This window comes from Acidobacteriota bacterium (assembly GCA_016208495.1).
Classification (GTDB): Bacteria; Acidobacteriota; Blastocatellia; order Chloracidobacteriales; family Chloracidobacteriaceae; genus JACQXX01.
Map to the genome: position 1 here is coordinate 41,917 of JACQXX010000079.1, position 18,414 is coordinate 60,330.

General features: G+C 51.1%; 15 protein-coding genes. 12 read left to right on the forward strand and 3 right to left on the reverse strand.

Features of this window, described 5'->3' with window-relative positions:
- Positions 1-159: 159 nt before the first annotated feature.
- Both HY774_15650 and HY774_15655 read right to left on the reverse strand, forming a co-directional pair.
- Entirely contained in the window at positions 160-819 is a 660-nt protein-coding gene (locus HY774_15650; GenBank protein MBI4749920.1) for a hypothetical protein, read from the reverse strand.
- Positions 820-835: 16 nt separating this feature from the next.
- The gene (locus HY774_15655) at positions 836-2,110 is read right to left on the reverse strand and encodes a PilT/PilU family type 4a pilus ATPase (GenBank protein MBI4749921.1); all 1,275 of its coding nucleotides are present in this window, start codon (positions 2,108-2,110) and stop codon (positions 836-838) included.
- A gap of 502 nt (positions 2,111-2,612) precedes the next feature.
- On the opposite strand from HY774_15655, the gene HY774_15660 reads away from it, so the two are divergent.
- The 3 genes from HY774_15660 to HY774_15670 all read left to right on the forward strand — a co-directional run bounded on the left by HY774_15660 (position 2,613) and on the right by HY774_15670 (position 4,644).
- Positions 2,613-2,945 carry a hypothetical protein gene (locus HY774_15660; GenBank protein MBI4749922.1) on the forward strand — a complete coding sequence of 111 codons (333 nt, stop codon included), beginning with the start codon at positions 2,613-2,615 and terminating at the stop codon, positions 2,943-2,945.
- A gap of 236 nt (positions 2,946-3,181) precedes the next feature.
- Entirely contained in the window at positions 3,182-3,727 is a 546-nt protein-coding gene (gene rfbC / locus HY774_15665) for a dTDP-4-dehydrorhamnose 3,5-epimerase (GenBank protein MBI4749923.1), read from the forward strand.
- Positions 3,691-4,644 (forward strand): hypothetical protein, encoded by a 954-nt coding sequence (locus HY774_15670; GenBank protein ID MBI4749924.1) that lies wholly within the window; start codon positions 3,691-3,693, stop codon positions 4,642-4,644. Before rfbC ends, HY774_15670 begins: the two co-directional genes overlap by 37 nt.
- 284 nt (positions 4,645-4,928) lie before the next feature.
- On the opposite strand, the gene HY774_15675 is transcribed toward HY774_15670, so the two are convergent.
- Entirely contained in the window at positions 4,929-9,116 is a 4,188-nt protein-coding gene (locus HY774_15675) for a response regulator (protein MBI4749925.1), read from the reverse strand.
- Positions 9,117-9,574: 458 nt separating this feature from the next.
- Between HY774_15675 and HY774_15680 the strand changes: the two genes are divergently transcribed.
- From HY774_15680 to HY774_15720, 9 genes are all read left to right on the forward strand, one after another.
- A complete protein-coding gene (locus tag HY774_15680; GenBank protein MBI4749926.1) occupies positions 9,575-10,240 on the forward strand; it encodes a peptidoglycan-binding protein in 666 nt (221 codons plus the stop codon).
- Between the two features lie 266 nt (positions 10,241-10,506).
- Positions 10,507-11,454: an MBL fold metallo-hydrolase gene (locus tag HY774_15685; protein ID MBI4749927.1), complete on the forward strand. Its 948-nt coding sequence runs from the start codon at positions 10,507-10,509 to the stop codon at positions 11,452-11,454.
- Positions 11,455-11,699: 245 nt separating this feature from the next.
- Positions 11,700-12,590: a 3-hydroxyacyl-CoA dehydrogenase family protein gene (locus HY774_15690; protein MBI4749928.1), complete on the forward strand. Its 891-nt coding sequence runs from the start codon at positions 11,700-11,702 to the stop codon at positions 12,588-12,590.
- Positions 12,591-12,756: 166 nt separating this feature from the next.
- Positions 12,757-13,059: a hypothetical protein gene (locus HY774_15695; protein ID MBI4749929.1), complete on the forward strand. Its 303-nt coding sequence runs from the start codon at positions 12,757-12,759 to the stop codon at positions 13,057-13,059.
- 236 nt (positions 13,060-13,295) lie between these two features.
- Entirely contained in the window at positions 13,296-15,365 is a 2,070-nt protein-coding gene (locus HY774_15700; protein MBI4749930.1) for a PQQ-dependent sugar dehydrogenase, read from the forward strand.
- Positions 15,362-15,907, forward strand: a complete 546-nt coding sequence (locus HY774_15705) for a zf-TFIIB domain-containing protein (protein MBI4749931.1) — start codon at positions 15,362-15,364, stop codon at positions 15,905-15,907. Before HY774_15700 ends, HY774_15705 begins: the two co-directional genes overlap by 4 nt.
- 165 nt (positions 15,908-16,072) lie before the next feature.
- Positions 16,073-17,134, forward strand: a complete 1,062-nt coding sequence (locus HY774_15710; protein MBI4749932.1) for a GTP-binding protein — start codon at positions 16,073-16,075, stop codon at positions 17,132-17,134.
- A 97-nt stretch (positions 17,135-17,231) separates the two neighbouring features.
- Positions 17,232-17,588 carry a TraR/DksA family transcriptional regulator gene (locus tag HY774_15715; protein ID MBI4749933.1) on the forward strand — a complete coding sequence of 119 codons (357 nt, stop codon included), beginning with the start codon at positions 17,232-17,234 and terminating at the stop codon, positions 17,586-17,588.
- Positions 17,589-17,600: 12 nt separating this feature from the next.
- On the forward strand, positions 17,601-18,302 hold the full coding sequence (locus tag HY774_15720; protein MBI4749934.1) for a YggS family pyridoxal phosphate-dependent enzyme: 702 nt from the start codon (positions 17,601-17,603) through the stop codon (positions 18,300-18,302).
- The last annotated feature ends 112 nt before the right edge of the window (positions 18,303-18,414 follow it).

Below are 18,414 nucleotides of genomic sequence, written 5' to 3' on the forward strand. Positions count from 1 at the left end.
TGGTGGTTGTTTACTCGGGGTTGGTATGTGAAGTCAATATTTTGCCGATGATGGAATCTGAAAATTGGGAGCTTGGGAGCGCACTAAACGATTCACCAATTGAAAAGGTGGGATTCCCAGAACCCTGAACTCCAACCCCTGAACCCTGACAATTCTTCATTATCGGGCGGTTACCAGAACATATTCTCCGCCAGCCAACGGGCCGGGTTTGTGCAGTCCCCGAATCAGAATCTGAGGAAATCCATTGGATTGAAGGCTTTCAATGAGTTCATCACGCGTGGGAAATACCTGGTCACTGAAATCAACCAGTCGTTCGATATAGCGTGCCCGCCATTGACGATATTTGGTGAAGTTTTTTTGCCAGGTCGGAAACCCACTGTACAACTCAACCACCGCCACCAGATATCCACCTGGGACAACCGCTTCACGCGCCCAGGCAAAAAACTCATTTAAAATCAAAGTTGTCGTGGCGGCACCACACAGCAAAGCGCCCAGCTTAAACCCGGCGGGATTGGGTTGTTTGGGGAGTTTAAGCACCTGCCAGGTCACCCGGTTAAAGCAATCCAGTTCGTGAGCCCGGTGCTGGGACTCGGCTTGTTCCGCTGCACAGACGGCAATGGCGTGCAAATCCAGTTTTCTCGATTTCTGCCACGCGGCTGCCAGCCAGTCAGCGGTCGGTTCCGCCACAATTCCAACCCGTGTGTCGTGGCACACGTTGGCTGCGTCCAGGACCTGGGCCGCCACTTTGGCAAAATTCATCCTGGTTTGGACTTCAAAGCGTCGCGTGATTTGGGTTGCTGTCGGGGTTGAAGCAGGCATGAAGGTGTGCCGAAAATCAACGCTCGATCATATCGAGCATGCTTCCGCCGCCTCCGCCTCCGCCACTACTACCTGGAGAGTGAGCACCCGTCGGCGTTCCTGGAAACCGATAGGCGCCAGTTTGACGAGCAGATGACGGCGGGGCCGGCGGAGGCTGGGGAGCACTCGGAGGAGCACCATCTTCCATGTCATTGAGTTGCAGCAACAGGTTGCCCGGATTTGAGGCGTAGGCGATGCCATCCTCTTTTGAAACCAGACCGCTCCGGATCATCTTTTCGATGATGCTGTCAAAAGTCTGCATGCCTTCGTTGTCACCGTCCCGCATGGCATCAACCAGTGTTTTTCCGCTGGATTCACCTTTTTCAATGTACTCGCGGGTTCGCATCGTCGAGCGTAGGATTTCAATTGCCGCAATTCGCCCCTGACGATCCGCCCGGGGCATCAGGCGTTGCGAAATAATGTAGCGGAACGACTGGGCCAGACGGGTTCGCACTACGTGCTCTTCGCTCTTGGGAAAGATCCCGATAATCCGATCAACTGTCTTGGCCGCATCAATGGTATGTAGCGTCGAAAGCACAAGGTGCCCGGTTTCAGCCGCTTCCATTGCGATTTCCACCGTTTCACGGTCACGCATTTCACCGACCAGAATCACCTTTGGGGCCTGACGCAGGGCGGCTCGGAGCGCCAGCGCAAAGTCCGGTGTGTCGCTATACAACTCGCGCTGGTGAATGGTGCTGTTTTTGTGTGGATGAATAAATTCAATCGGGTCTTCAATCGTGACGATGTGGTAGTACTTGGTCTGGTTGATCAAATCAATCACCGCTGCCAGCGTTGAAGATTTTCCGCTTCCGGTCGGTCCAGTCACCAGCACCACGCCATTTTTTAACTCTGAAATCTGTTTCAGTTGCTGCGGCAGCGAGAGTTCCTCGAATGACGGAATTCGATTGGGAATCACCCGCATCACGATGGCGTGTGTCCCGCGCTGCATAAAGACATTCACCCGAAACCGCGAACACCCTGGAACGCTGTAGGACAAATCCGCCGAGCCATTTTTTTCCAATTTTTCGGCATTATGAGGGTTGGCCCCGAGCAAAACCTGCGTGATTCCGTGGGTGTGTGCCGGCGTCAACATCTCCAACCCCTGAATTTTGACAGCTCGCAACTGCCCCAACAATTCAACTTGCGGAGGTCGCCCAGGCGAAAAGATCAAGTCACTGACCTTATCGGAAACCGACAACATCATTTGCAAAATCTGATTAAAGGTTTGTGCGAAGTTGTTAGCTGTGGACATAGATGGACCGTCTCCCCCCTTGGAGCTTGCTCAGTGTGAAAACTCCGTGCGTGATGAGTCGATTTTGGTTTGAGGATTGAAAACATTTGGTGTGTGAACAGGCGTGATGTTACTGGATTCTTGACCGTCCCGCAACTGAACATCAATCCGAACGGATGATTTCTTATGTGGAAATCTCCAGTCAGCTCCCTGTATTTTTCTAGCTGGATGAAACTAAATGTATTTCCAGCCAGATGTGAACCATATCGCACCAGGGTTACACCATATCGGATGCCACCCAAACCATTTCCTGGCTGACCAGTCTTGTTTCCGATGACTTCCCTGCCGGACTATCACATTTTGGACCAGCAATTTAGGAAAAACTGGAAAAATATTCGCTTATTTGGCACACGAAATGCCCAGAGAAAGAGAAACCAAAAGAGAAACCAAACAAGGGCACACCAACAACCCTTTCGCATCCAGGTACAACAACAACCCACAACCTTTCTGGGAGGAACAATTTATGATGAACCGTTTTAAGAAAATTACCCTGCTTGGTGTGATGCTGGCCGTTTTTGGATCCATTCTGGCGATCCCGACCTCGATTCAAGCTCACGAACGCAGTAAATGGAGCAAATACCGAACTCCAATCACAATTGCCGGCGGGACCCTGGCCGGAGCGGGAATCGGTGGACTGGCTGGTGGCCGCAAAGGCGCCGTCATCGGTGCCATTGCCGGGGCTGGGAGCTCCAGCATCTTTGAAATCGTGCGCACTAAACGCGATAAAAAGAATGACGACCGCTATTACCGCAACAACCGGTCTTCAAAAAACCGATGTCACCGGTCACACCATTGATACCCTGACGAAGTAGCGAAATAGTGAACTAGCGAAGTAGCGAAGTAGCGAAGTAGCGAAGTAGCAAAGTCAAAGCGATGAGTGAGTAGTTACACCAGATTGATTTGGATTGACTGCTCACGAATCGCTTTTCTTTTGTCATTTCACGACTTCGCTACTTCGCTATTTCGCCACTTCGCTATTTCGCTATAATTCCTCCCATTCTGATATTCCATCTTGTGCCGCCTCAACCAAATATGAAGTTTCTTCCCACCGACCTTCCAGGTGTGATTATTATTGAGCCAACCCTTTTTCGTGATGACCGGGGGTTTTTTCTGGAATCGTACCACCTTGAAAAATTCCGCCAGGGAGGGATTGATATCTCTTTTGTGCAGGATAACCACTCGCAATCCGTTCGGGGAACCTTACGCGGCCTGCATGCCCAGCGACAAATTCCACAAGGCAAGCTGATACGGGTGATTGAAGGCGAGATTTTTGACGTGGCCGTGGATATTCGCCGCACGTCCCCGATGTTTGGAAAGTGGGTTGGTGTTACGCTTTCGGCTGAGAATTTTCGTCAACTCTATATTCCACCAGGGTTTGCGCATGGGTTTTGTGTTCTTAGCGAACACGCCCAGGTTCAGTACAAGTGCACCGCTTTCTACCACCCCGGTGATGAAATCGGTATTGCCTGGAACGATCCAACGCTGGCCATCACCTGGCCAGTGACGTCCCCTCTTCTTTCCGCCAAGGACCAAAACGCCTTATGCCTCAACGATTTGCTCGATATGTTGCCCCATTAATCGCGCTGGTGGTTGGACTCTTCTCGCCAGGATTCCAAACCGCATCAGGATCAGTGGCCGCCCAAACACCACCGCCTAGTTCATCGCGAACAGCCCTTTCAACGCCAGTTGAAGTCCTTCCCCATCCTGGTTCCGCACACTGGTTTTATGAACGCGCACTGGTCAATTTTATTTTTGATCGGTTTAAAGAAGCGGATCTGGATCTGACCCTGGCCTTCGAGCAAAAACCTCAGTATCCGGAAGCCAAATACTTGCTAGGAGTTATGAAGGAACGGCAGGGACGTTTCACAGAAGCAATCGAATGTTACCAAACCGTGTTATCACGCACGCCCACCGAACACCTTCCGGCTCGATTGCGGTTGGTGCATTTGCTGCTGACCCAGGAACGGCCTGGTGAAGCCGGGCCACACGCCGAGAAGTTGATTCGATTGCTGAAAATCCCCGGTACTGAAATTGCCGATGCTCGGACCCAACTCCAGGTACTGCTCGCCACACCTGATGCCCGGCCATCTCAGATTTTTGCCCTGGTGGATGAACTCACGGATCGCATTGACGCCTATCTGGCCGATAATCCCAGTCACTATCTGGCAGCCACGCTTGACCGTGGACTTAATGACGGACTGGTCTGCCTTGAATATGTCAATCTGGTTCGGAAACAGGCGGAAGTGAAGCCGGTTGAGGTAAATACGGCGCTTCGCAAGGGATTTTTTACCCGGAGCATGTTCTCACCAGTGCTCTATTTTCAGTGGGGTGAGATCGAAGAACGCCAAAATCACCTCAAGGAAGCCGTCGCAGGGTACAATCAGGCAATAAAACAAATGTTCCATTTGGGATTTTCTGAAGGCAATCAAGATTTTTCAGCGGAACACTTTCGCGAACTCGAACAAAAATTGCAGGAGCAATCCCTTAAGAAATGAAGAACCCTTTTAGTGGTTAGTGGTTAGTGGTTAGGGAGCGTTAAAAAACAACTTCCCGATTTTCATTTGGGTCGAAGCCATTTTCTTTTGAGTTCGGTGGCACTTTCCCTGACAAAAGCTCAGACCCCATTGAAGTCTTTGGATTTCTTTTTCGTGGTTTTCGTGTATTTCGTGGTTTCCTGTTCTGAAATTCGATCTCTCCGGGTGACTTTCGATAAAAACGGGAAGTTGTATTTTTACAGTCCCTAACCACTCACCACTAACCACCAACCACTACTCTTCATTTACTCAGTTCTTGCCCATCGAAGCAAAACCGCATCCAACTCGTGTCTTTTGAGCGGTTTGGAAAGATATTCGTCCATTCCAGCGGCCAGGCATTTTTCGCGATCACCCACCATCGCATTGGCAGTTAAGGCAACAATCGGAACATGTGGCATGATTCCATTTAAACCACCGACTGAGGAGTCAGGATGCCCCAACTGGTTCATTGCTTCCAATCGGCGGATAATTTGTGTTGCTTCATACCCATCCATTTCGGGCATCTGGCAGTCCATAAACACCAGATCATAGGTTCGGTGCTGCAAAGCGCGAATTGCTTCCTCTCCGTTATCAACCACATCCACCCGATATCCACGTTTTTCCAATAACCGCACTGTCAACTTTTGGTTTACCGGGTTGTCCTCGACAACCAGAATCACCCCACTGGTCTTCGGCTGATCGTTGTCAGCGGTCAGGTTACTTTCGGTGAATAAGATTCCAGTCGTTTCAAACTTTCTCTCCTGAACAAGTTCTTCCTGATTGACAGAGGCAAAGGTTGAAGCCAGCAAAGCCTGTAAATGAAATGGGTTGACTGGTTTTGGAATCCGAGCTTCAACTCCCATTTCTTTGAGTTCAGTATCGGTCAGAATCTGGTCAACCGGGGTGAGCAGAAAGATTCGGGTTGAAGCCAGATTGGGAATGGATTTGACCATACTGATCACGGCCAATCCGTTCATTTCAGGCAACTCTTTCTCAATCAGCATCAGATGAAATGGTTCACCAGCCTTGACCGCAGCGCGGAGCACTCCCAATGCCTGTAAGCCCTCTTCAGCAATTTCACACTCAACGCCCAACCGTCTGAGATACGTCTGGCAGGTTTCGCGCACGATTTCAGAATGTTCAACCACCAGTACCCGCAGATGTGAAAAATCAGGCCGATCTGAGGTGGTTTCCCCAACTGACCGGAGTGTGGGTACGGAGTGGTGAGTCAATCCAAACTGGGCCGTAAACCAAAAAGTACTTCCTTTTCCGATTGTACTTTCAACTCCAATTTGCCCGTTCATCAACTCGGCAAGTTGCTTTGAAATGGCAAGCCCCAATCCTGTCCCCCCAAACTGGCGGGTGGTTGAGCCGTCAGCCTGCGAAAAGGATTCAAAAATATGGCTTGTGATGGTGACAGGAATCCCAATTCCGGTGTCAGTAACCTCAAAGCGGAGGCAGATGGTATCTGGTGAATGCAAAGACTCCACTCTGACACGGAGAACGACATGCCCGGTTTGGGTAAATTTGACGGCGTTGCCAACCAGATTGAGAATTACCTGCCGGAGTCGAACCGGATCGCCGTGCAGCCAGGGGGGTACATCTTCAGCTATCAAGTAGGCCAGCTCGATACCTTTTTGATGTGCCTGCCGGGCAAATAACTCAACGCCCTCAATAATGGTGCGGGTAAGATCAAAATCCACCAGTTCAAGCTGCAGTTTGCCGGATTCGATTTTCGAGAAATCCAAAATGTCGTTGATGATCTGCAACAGCGATTCCGCCGAATGATGCGCAATCGAGGCATATTCCTGCTGGTCAGTGCCCAGTCGGGTTTCGAGCAGCAATTCCAGCATGCCCAGAACTCCGTTCATCGGCGTTCGGATTTCATGGCTCATATTGGCCAAAAACATGCTTTTGGTTGCGCTGGCTTCGAGGGCTTTGCGTTCAGCTTCGAGGGCTTTGTCTTTGAGTTCCAGCGCGTTTTTCTCTGAAAGTCGAAGCTGATCAATCGTTTGTGCCAGTTCACGGGTGCGGGCCCGAATCCGTGCTTCAAGGCGTTCGGTTCGCTGGCTCAAGGCTCGCAACCGCAACTGCGTCCCGCCATAAACGCCCCCAATCACAATGCCGGTCATCAGAAAAATGGCCCAGGGTGACTGGTAAAAATAAGGTTTCAGGGTGAACTCGACCGTGGCTGGCGCAGTGCTCCAGATACCATCATTGTTTTGAGCCCGAACGACAAAGCGGTATGTGCCCGGCGGCACGTTGGTATAAAACGCGACCCGCCGCGTGTCGGCTGACTTCCATTCCGATTCAAACCCTTCAAGCCGATATTGAAAGGTCACCTTTTCCGGCACCAGCAAACTCAGCCCGGCATAATAAAACTCAAAATTTTCTTTTCCTGGGGCAAACTCAATCTGACGTTGAGGATAGAGCGGAATTGGCTCGTTATTGACCAGCACTTTTTCAATGACAACTGGTGGCGGTAACCTGTTGACCGGAATATGCCGGGGGTCAATCACCGTGACTCCAGCCGGCGTTGGGAACCACATCCGCCCATCACGCGCCTTCCAACCGGCTGGCTGTGAGGCTCCGTTGCACTGGCTGGAGCGCATCCCATCGGCTTTTCCATACACAACCGACTGTGCCAGGGGAATTTCGCCACGTCCAACCTGCTCAAGCTCTGCCCGGCGGATTTGAAACACCCCCTTGTTGCACGTCATCCACAAAAATCCATTCTCATCTTCCAGGATTTGGAAAATCTTATCGTCAAACAATCCCTGACGCGTGGTAAAGGCAGTCACGTGACCATCTTTAAACCAGTTCAGGCCACTATTGGTGCCAATCCAGAGTGCACCGGTTGGATCCTCATAAAATGAAAAGACGATATCGCTCGATAACCCATCACGGGATGATAGGGTCGTGATGGTTCCATCCTTGATGCGATTGATTCCGCCACCATCGGTGCCAATCCAAACCACACCCTGGCGATCAACAAATAAGGATCGCACAACATTATGGGCCAGGCCGTTGGCGACGGTGTAGGTCGCCGTCACTTTGCCATTCTCGACACAATTGACCCCGCCGCCATACGTGCCTACCCAGAGTCGCCCAAGCCGGTCTTCACACAGGGCATACACAATATCGTTGGTGAGCCCATTTTTGGTGTTCAGGTGAGCAGTGAATCGTCCATCAGTCCAACAATCAACCCCACCTCCGGTCGTGCCAAACCAGAGTCGCCCAAGCCGGTCTTCACAAATGGACTTCACCAGGTTGTTGGACAATCCATTGGCAGTGGTGTACGTCGTGATGGCTCCATTATGAAGGCAATTGACGCCGCCGCCATCCGTGCCAATCCACATCCTCCCGGCATGGTCTTCTAAAACAGAGCGGGTATTGTTGTTCGACAGACCTTCCTGGGTTGAATAGTTGATGAATTTTCCATCTTTCAGGCGATTCAGACCGGCATTGGTGCCAATCCAGAGGCTGCCTTCAAAGTCAATGCAGAGTGAGCGGGCATAATCCTGCGAAAGTCCCTGGCGTGTGGCGTAGACCTGCAGTGTTCCATTTTGAAACCGGTTGAGGCCACCGCCTTCGGTTCCAACCCAGAGCGTTCCGGTGCGATCTTCAAGCAGGGCCCACACCAGATTGCTCGATAACCCATCGCGCTGGCTGTACCCGACGAATTTCCCTTGCTCAAAATATCCAAACCCGCCACCATACAGACCAATCCACAACCGGCCATTTCGTCCGCACCAAAGCGATGAAACCGTGGTATGCGGCAGCCCTTCGGCTTTTGTAAACTGGCCCTGATGAAATCGGTTGAGCCCACCACCATCGGTGCCAATCCAGATATCTCCAATCGTGTCGGCACACAGAGAGAGGATATTATTGGAGGAAAGGCCATCTTGTGTGGTAAATGACTCAAACCGGTCGTTGACCAGCCGACTGAGCCCCGATTTGGTACCAACCCAGAGTGTGCCGGCGGCATCTTCACAAAACGCATACACAAAATCGCCAGCCAGTCCGTCACGCATTGAATAGGCCCGAAAGGCGCGATTCTGGTAACACACCAAACCACCACTGAGGGTGCCAATCCACAACCGCCCCGAGCGATCTTCAAACAGTGACCAGATACTGTTGCTTTTGATTTCCGGAGTATTGCGCTTATCAAAGACAGTAAACTGAGTGCCGTTGAACCGAACCAGACCTTCGTGGGTTCCAAACCACAAATACCCATCCCTGGTTTGACATAGAGAAAGAATCGAAGTATGCGGCAACCCGTCCTGCCAGACGTCATGTCCATACTGAGTCAGCGTTTTTTGAGGGTCGAGTGCAAAAACGGAACCAGAACACAGGCACAGCGTGACACACAGGGATAGCCACATCCCCAGCACTGTCCAAATGTGAAATTTTTTCTGCCCACATCGGGTCAAACATTTTGGATCAGTAGACATCTGACGAGACACACAACCAATCAGTGATCAAAACCAGGTGGCGACGGCTTTTTATCTGTACCCTTGGGAATGCCTTGATGACAGAACACCAGCGGTTCTGCATTTTTGGGGAAAGGAGAAAATCGCGTCAAGGCCAGGATTCTCTGAGAAAATCAAGCTGGGATATCGGGCGCTTCATCTCGACTATACCATAAAATCCTCATTTACCACGTGAAGCAGCATGATTTTTCATTCCCTTTTGGATCAGGCGGCACAGGGGTCTGGCGGTTTTGATTCAAGTGGTACCAGACAATCCGGGTGTTTCAATTCCGGCAATTGTTGGAGCTTTCACCGTTCAACTACCTTGAGAGCATTTGACCGCAATGGCATAATGCGAACCCTTTTACCTGGTTGGCCATTCCTGCTGAAGCTTTTCCTTCCGTTTCAGGCCAACCCCAATCACTTGTGGAGCAGTACCCATGCCTTCTTTTTCGTTGATTCGTCGAATGCTGGCCGTCTTTGTCATCGGCTTTGTCCTCACCGCTGGTCTTTTTCCGCAAGACCTCTTTGCCAGCCAGCGCAAACGCGCCGCGGCTAAACGATCAGCCGCCAAACGCTCTGGCGGTGCCAAGAAATCATCCCGTACCAAAAAAACCAGTCGCAAGAGCACTCGCGCCAGCAGCAAAAAAAGCCGTGGGAAGACCAGTGCCCGCTCCAATCGGAGTCGGCGTGGAAAGACCCGCTATGTCCGCACCCGTCGTGGAGGACGCCGTGCCGTATACACCCGGAGCCGCCGGGGCCGGGCGCGGAGCCGAGCCACGGTTGCCAGTACGCCACGGGCACCACGGACGCCACCTCGGGCTCAAATTCCTTCAGACCGGGTAACCGAAATCCAGGATGCTTTGAAAAAGGCCGGGTTCTATCAAGGTGAGATGACTGGTGAGTATGATTCATCAACCCGTGAAGCCATGAGCGCTTTCCAACGCGCCAATGGAATCAAAGAAACCGGGATGCCGACGGCGCACGCCCTGGCTAAACTGGGGTTGACGAAAAAGACTTCAGCCGCGGGCGACACCTCAGCTCCGGGCGTCCAGTTTGAACCATCCAAAAACCAGCCGCAAAATGAGGAAGACAATAATCAGTAGAACTTAGTCAGTAGTCAGTAGTCAGTAGTCAGTAGTCAGTAGTCAGTAGTCAGTAGTCAGTAGTCAGTAGTCAGTAGTCAGTAGCCGAGTGTTGGGAGTTCGGAGCTTATGTCAAGTATATTTGGTTTTATTTGAGTCATTTAGGAACAATTCTTTTCAAGAATTCGACGAATTCAACTATCCAGGTTTTATCTACTGACTAAGTTCTACTGACTACTGACTACTGACTACTGACTACTGACGAACAACTACATTCACAAATGCCGATGAACATCCACAAACTTACCGTTCCAACGCCATTTTATGTCGGTCCGGTGAATGTCTACCTGATTGACCAGGATCCGTTGACGTTGGTAGATGTCGGTCCAAATACCGACGAAGCCTGGAACGCGCTGCACGCTGAAATGCGCCGGGTTGGTCACGAAGTCCGTGACCTCCGGCGCATTCTCATTTCACACGCGCACACGGATCATTTTGGGCTGGCCGGCAGAGTTCAGGAAATCTCTGGCGCGCGTGTCTTTATTCATGATTGGGATGCACCACGTCTAAAACGTGACCCGGATTACACCTGCCATAACACGCTGCTCCATCGGGCAGGTGTTCCAAATGAAGTCACTCAAGGATTTAAAGCTGGCTATGAATCCGTCAAAGAGCTGGCCTACCATCTGCTTGACGTAGACACACTCAAGGACGAAGACGAAATCCTGTTCCAAAATTCAGCGTTACGCGTGGTGCATACACCGGGACATACCCCTGGCAGCATTTGCCTGTTGCGCGAAAGCACGCGGCATTTGCTGGCGGCAGATACCCTGCTCAAACACATCACCCCAAATCCGACGCTGCATGCAGATCCAATTGACGAACAGCGTCGCTTTCCATCGCTTTCCGAATATTTATGCTCGCTGGCGCGCATCAAGGAGATGGCCCCAACCTATATCCAGACCGGCCATGGCGACGATATTGCTGATTACTCCGAGCATTTTCATACGCTGGTGCATTACACTGATCGCCGCCAGCAGAAAGTGATTCAGTTCGTCCAGCAGAAACAATCGGTCACCGCCTGGGAACTTTCGCGCTATCTCTTTCCAAATACAAAGGATGTTCACATTTACCTTGGCGTTTCCGAAGCCCAGGCTCACCTTGATCTGGCAGTTGCCGAAGGTAAGCTCCAGCTTGAAAAACGCGGCCCAATTGACTTCTTCCGCCCCGCTTGAGATGACAGAATGACAAGGTGACAAGTGACAAAATGACAAGGTGACAAATGACAAGGTGACAAAGCGAACTTTCTTCTCACTTTCCTGAATTGACAACTCGCTACTCGCTACTCGCTACTCGCTTTATCTGGATTGACAACTCGCTACTTCGCTACTTCACTATTTCGCTACTTCACTATTTCACTATTTCACTATTTCGCTTTCCTGTTGCTCCTTTATTTTACCGTTGGAGATTCTCATAACTTATGGAATTTAAAAAAGTAGGCGTTCTCGGATGTGGACTGATGGGCTCTGGCATTGCCCAGGTGGCAGCCAGTGCCGGGTTTGAAACCGTGGTGGTCGAAGCTGACCAGAAAGCACTTGAAAAGGGCATGGCCGGTATTCAGAAATCACTGGCCAAATTCGTCGAAAAAGGCACTCTCACGCCTGAAGCCAAAGACGAAATTCTGGGACGGCTTTCCAGCAGCCTCGAACTGTCAGCCCTGGCTGACTGTGACATCATCATCGAAGCCATCATTGAAAATCTTCCCATCAAGCACGAAACATTCAAAAAGCTTGATGAATTGTGCAAACCAGAAACCGTGTTTGCCAGCAATACGTCATCACTTTCAGTGACTCAAATGATGACGGTGACCAGCCCTGAGCGGCAACGTCGGTTTGTCGGCGTGCACTTCTTTAACCCGGTGCCGTTGATGAAACTGGTGGAAGTCGTCAGAACCATTTTAACCGCCCCTGAAGTCTTTGATGCGGTGAACGACTTTGGCAAAAAACTGGGCAAAGTCACGGTGCGCACCAGTGACCGAACTGGCTTTATTGTCAACCGGTTGCTTGTTCCGTATATGCTTGACGCCATCCGCGCTCTCGAAGAAGGCGTTGGGACAATTGAAGATATTGACAATGCCATGAAACTGGGCTGTGGCTATCCGATGGGGCCGTTTACGTTGACGGATTTCGTCGGCGTTGATACCACCTATTACATTGCCCAGATTATGTTTGACGAATTCCGCGAAAAACGGTTTGCGCCGCCGCCGCTCCTCACCCGGATGGTCGCCGCCAAACTGTATGGGCGGAAAACCGGTCGCGGCTTTTACGACTATGCCGATCCAAAAAATCCGAAGCCGATGAATTTGGTCTAGGGAATGAAAAATTGAGAATGAAGAATGAAGAATGAAGAAACAATTTGGTTCCTGGTTTTTGGTTCTTCGAAAGCATTGGTTCCAAAGCACCAAGCACCAAGCACCAGATACATTCTTCATTCTCAATTCTTCATTCTCAATTCTTCATTCGACATCAGGAGGTTCTATGGGTACTGATCAGAAAAAGTTTACTGAATATCGTGTCGGAGACGAAGTTTCATTTGCCACGCCAAACGGTATGCTCTATGGCGAAGTGGTTCGAATCGTGACGGCTGGTGAGAACGGGGCCGTCGAAATTGAATATGAAGATGGCCGCCGCGAGACCAAACGCATGCGTGATCACGCCATGCGGCTGCTTCGGCGGCGAACTGGCGTGAGCGAACTGGAAGAACAACGCGGACCACGCACCCGCAGCAAAGATGATGAAATCCAGGAAGTTCGCCGGAGCGACCAGCGCCGCCGCTGGTAGTCGCTCAGGGCGGTCCCAAAAAAAGCAAACCCGATTGCTTTAGTTTGACTCAAACACAAGTCAAGCGATTGCCGACTGCCACTCAGAATTGTGAATGAGCTATCTCTTGTCAATAAATCATTTAGCTTATTCTTTATTCTTTATTCTTCAGTTGAAGCTGCCCACCGAAAACGAACATTTGTCAACGCTACATCAGCCGGTTGTTGGTTTAAACTGGTATTGTAGAAAGGAATCCTATGTTACGTCAGGCTTTGGTTCGCAGGCCGTGGGTATGGTGTCTTGTCACCAGCATCCTTGGAATTCACCTCCACCTTCTCTCAAATTCAACACCCGCTTTCAATTTGGAATACACCACCAGGGCGCGGCAGACAACCACGCCATCCATCACCCTTGAACGCGTGGTCACAGGGTTATCGAGCCCGCTCCTGGCCACGCATGCTCGCGACACCAGTGGCCGACTGTTCCTGGTTGAGCAACCTGGACGGATCCGTATTTTTCAGAATGGCACCCTGCTGGAATCACCCTTTTTGGATATTTCCTCGCAATTGATTTTTAGTGGAGAACGTGGACTCCTTGGACTCGCCTTTCATCCGGAATTTGCAACCAATCGCCGTTTTTTTGTGAACTACACGCGCCGACCTGATGGCGCCACGGTGATTGCCGAATACCAGGCCAGCGCCAGCAACCCCAATCTGGCCAACAACGCCGAGCGAATCCTGCTCACGATTCCACAACCCTTTGCCAATCATAATGGCGGCATGATTGAGTTTGGGCCGGATGGGTTTCTCTACATCGGGATGGGCGATGGAGGATCGGCGGGTGACCCGCAAAACAATGCCCAGAACGTAGACAGCCTTCTTGGGAAATTCCTGCGCATCAACGTTGATTCCGGAAATCCCTACAGTTCACCGAGCGATAACCCCTTCTTTGGGGCAACCCGTGGGCGGGATGAAATTTATGCCGTGGGTTTGCGCAATCCCTTCCGATTCTCTTTTGACCGGGAAACCGGCCAGCTTTATGCCGGAGACGTCGGCCAAAATCGCCTTGAAGAAATTGATATCATCACCAAAGGTGGGAACTATGGCTGGCGAGTGATGGAAGCCTCCGATTGTTTTAACCCGTCAACCAACTGTAACCGCACTGGTCTGACCTTGCCGATAGCCGAATATGATCATTCGGTTGGCTGTTCGGTCACTGGTGGGTATGTCTATCGCGGAAGCCGGTTTCCGTCACTGGACGGCATCTATTTTTATGGCGACTACTGCACGGGCGTGATATTTGGGTATCGAAACGGTCAGTCGTTTGAAGTTCGTGCCCCTGACAGCAACCTCAACATCACGTCGTTTGGCGAAGATGCTGACGGTGAACTGTATGTCATCAGTCAGGGCGGCGAAGTGTTTCGCATTTTGGGTCCGCAAAATGAACCGTGCTCCCTCACCTGTCCAAATGACATCACGGTCACGGATGAAGACGGCAATGGCTCGGAAGCGGTGACATTCTCAGCACCTCAGACCAGCGGCAACTGCGGGACGGTCACCTCGACGCCAGCCTCTGGATCAACGTTTGCAGTCGGCACCACCACCGTCAGGAGTCGAACAGTGGATGGAAGCGCTGAATGCTCGTTTACGGTCACCGTACGCCCCAAACCAGCCGACAGTGTTGAACCAGCCGTTCAGGTCATTGCTCCAAATGGTGGCGAAACCATCACCGCCGGCGACCAGGTCACCATCACCTGGACATCAAGTGATAATGTGGCCGTTGTCTCCCAGGATATTGATTATCTGTTTGAATTCATTGATCTGGCGCCAGTCCCGATTGTCACAGGTCTGCCAGGGAATGCTCAGAGTTTTCTTTGGGAATTTAATGGTCGCGAATCAGCCGCTGACACGATCCGCATCCGGGTGATTGCTTTTGATGAAGCCGAAAACCGGGGAACAGATATGTCAGATGCTCCGCTGACGCTGGTTACACCCACGGTTGACACCACGCCGCCGACGGTTCGGGTGGTGTCTCCAAATGGCGGCGAGAAACTCAAAGCTGGAACGACAACGATCATTCGGTGGGAATCGGCTGACAATCAGGGCGTAAACCGGCATGATGTCCTGCTCTCAACTGATGATGGAGCAAGTTTCCCGACCACACTTGCCTCAGGACTGCCTGGAACGGCCCAAAGTTTCGATTTTGCAATTCCAGCAACTCAAGGGAAATCAAAAACCGCCCGCATTCAGGTTCGTGCGACCGACGATGCTGGCAATTCGGCATTTGATACCAGCGATGCCAGCTTCCGAATTAAAAGACGAAAATGAACTGTCCAATTTGTCGCACCACACAGCTTGTTAGCATTCAACTGGAAGATCAGCTTTGGGCATTTACCTGTACTGCCTGTCACGGACATTGGATTTCTTCAGCAAAATACCACGCCTGGCTGGCATATCATGGGCAAACCCTGCCGGAAAAACCCTATGACGGGCCGCCGCTGGATACATCCGATGTGGAACAGACCAAAATCTGCCCTGAATGTCATCGGGTGATGCTCCGTTATCTGGTTGGCCACGGGACTGGGTTCTCACTCGATTTGTGCACCGGATGTCAGGGTGTCTGGTTTGATCCTAATCAATGGCAGGCTTTAAAAGGAAAAAACCTGCACGACGAAGTACACCTCATCATCACTTCGCCCTGGCAAAGCAAAGTCCGCCGCGAAGAAGCCCGCAACCGGATTGACGCCCTGTATGAAAAGTGGTTTCAGGAAGACTATGAGGAAATCCAGCGCATTCGAGACTGGGTTCAAAACCATCCCAATCGCCAGCGGTTGATCGCCTTCCTGATTGACCGGGATCCCTACAGTTAGATCTGAATATGAAGAATGAAGAATTGAGAATGAAGAATGAAGAAAAACTGGTTCCTGGTTCTTCTTCGAAAGTATTGATTTCTAACCACTAACCACTAACTTCATTCTTCATTCTCAATTCTTCATTCTCAATTCTTCATTCTTCATTCTTCATTCTTCATTCACATGTCTGGACCAGCCGTTAACATCGTCACCGGATTTTTAGGCAGCGGAAAAACCACGCTGCTCCAACACGTGCTCAAGCACGGACTCAATGGCCGTCGGGTCGCCTTGATCATCAATGAGATGGCCGACCTGGGAATTGACGGCCAGATTGTCGAATGCGCCAATGTTGAGCGCATGATTGAACTCAACAACGGGTGTATCTGCTGCACCATCAACCGCGAATTTGCGTCAGCCATTCAATCCATTATTGAAACCGCCAATCCGCACCTGATCATTATTGAAACCACCGGCGCTGCCGAAGTCATGCCGCTCATTGATGAGGTTTACACCTGTGGGCTTCGGGTGGACGCGGTGATTACGGTGGTGGATGCGCTTAACTTTTTTGCGGCGGCTGAAACCAGCGATGTCACGATGGAACAGGTTGCCGGGGCGGATTTTCTCGTTTTGAACAAGCTGGATCTGGTCACGGCTCGACCGTTGGGGAAAGTGCGACGAACACTGCGCAAAATCAATCCTCGGGCGCTGATTTTGGAAACAGTTCGCGGCGCGCTGGAAAGTGATGTGCTGTTTGCGACCAGTGCGGCTTCATTTCGCGAACATCTCCGCCGGTCACCATCACTGGTTGAATCATCTGGTGCAATAACGACAGCCACCTCACCTGTCCTGGAACGGTATCTGGCGGCGGCGAGCAGTGGGCACCGATCCAGTCGTGGTTCGCGAAGCCTTCCGGTGGCAAGCGGCAATCATCTCCAGGAAGCTGATCTGTCGGCCTTTAGCTATACCAGTTCCGAACCATTGAAACGGCTGGCCTTTGAACAATTTCTCGAAGCACTCCCACCAGCCGTCTACCGGGCCAAAGGGATTGTTCATTTTGACGGTGAACGCTGGCCCTGCCTGTTTAATTTCACCTGTGGCCGCTATGATCTGGATCCGTTGCTCTACCCGGTCACGGCAGGGTTCCAAAATCAGGCAATTTTTATTGGCCACACGATTTCAACGATCAAACCCCAAATCCTGCCCAGACTTCAGGCTTGTGAACGGAATTCTCCAAATCACAAATAAACTACCCGCTTTTTGCAATCCATCGTTGACAAAGCAAGAGTTGGTTTTTTATTTTGGCAAACCTTAATCTATCCTTAAAGAAAAACGGTAACTCCTCATGGAACAAGAAGTTCTTGAACGGCTGCATCAAAAATTGCTCGACAAACGGCGGGAACTCCAAATTGCCCTGAACATTGAGTCTCAGAAAGACAACCAAATGGATGAAGAAGGCAAAGATCCGCTCGATGCAGCAGCGACTTATACCAATCGCGAACTGGTTGCTCGCCAGATTGATCAGTATCGTCAACTCCTGCTGGATGTTGAAGAAGCGTTGGAGCGAGTCGAAGAAGGAACCTATGGCGTCTGCCTCGGTTCCGGTGAGCCGATTCCGATTCGACGCCTGGATGCCATTCCCTGGGCCCGCTACACCATTGACTATCAAGAAAAGCTTGAGCAAGGTCTGGTCATTGATTGATACACACCTGCCATGAACGTTCCTTCAACTTTTTCTGAACGACTGGATGCCATTCATTCACGCATCCATGCGGCCTGTGCCCGAGCTGGTCGCACATCCGACAACATCACCCTGGTGGCGGTTTCCAAAACGAAGCCGGTTGAAATGCTGCAGGAAGCATTTGAAGCCGGCGTTCGTCATTTTGGGGAAAATCGTGTGCAGGAAGCCGCCACCAAAATCCCACACTTGCCCAAAGCGGGCCTTACCTGGCATTTGATCGGTCACTTACAAAGCAACAAAGCCAAATCGGCAGTGGAACTCTTTGATGTTATCCATTCGGTTGACTCAATTGCCCTCGCCACCCGATTGAATCGGCTGGCTGGCGAACAAAACAAACGTGTACCGATTTTCCTCCAGGTTCATCTTGGCGATGAAGAAAGCAAAGCAGGGATTGACCCGGCTGAACTTCCCGCCCTGTTTCAAACCGCAGCTCAACTGACACATCTAAAGATCACTGGATTGATGGCGATTCCACCCTATTTTCCTGATCCGGAGCAGGTTCGCCCATCTTTTGTGACCTTGCGGCAGTTACGCGATCAACTCGCGGCTCAATTCCCAGACCAGTCGCCACTTCCCTTTCTGTCAATGGGCATGAGTCATGACTTTGAAGTCGCCATTGAAGAAGGCGCCACCCACGTCCGGGTTGGGACAGCCCTCTTTGGCGGACGATCCTAAAACCATAGGGTTCAGGGTTCAGGGTTTGAAAAACAGAGCTCAAGGGTCAGGATAAAAGACACAAGGGCAGAAAAATTAGACCGTTGTTGATGTGAGGTATGTTCAATTCGAA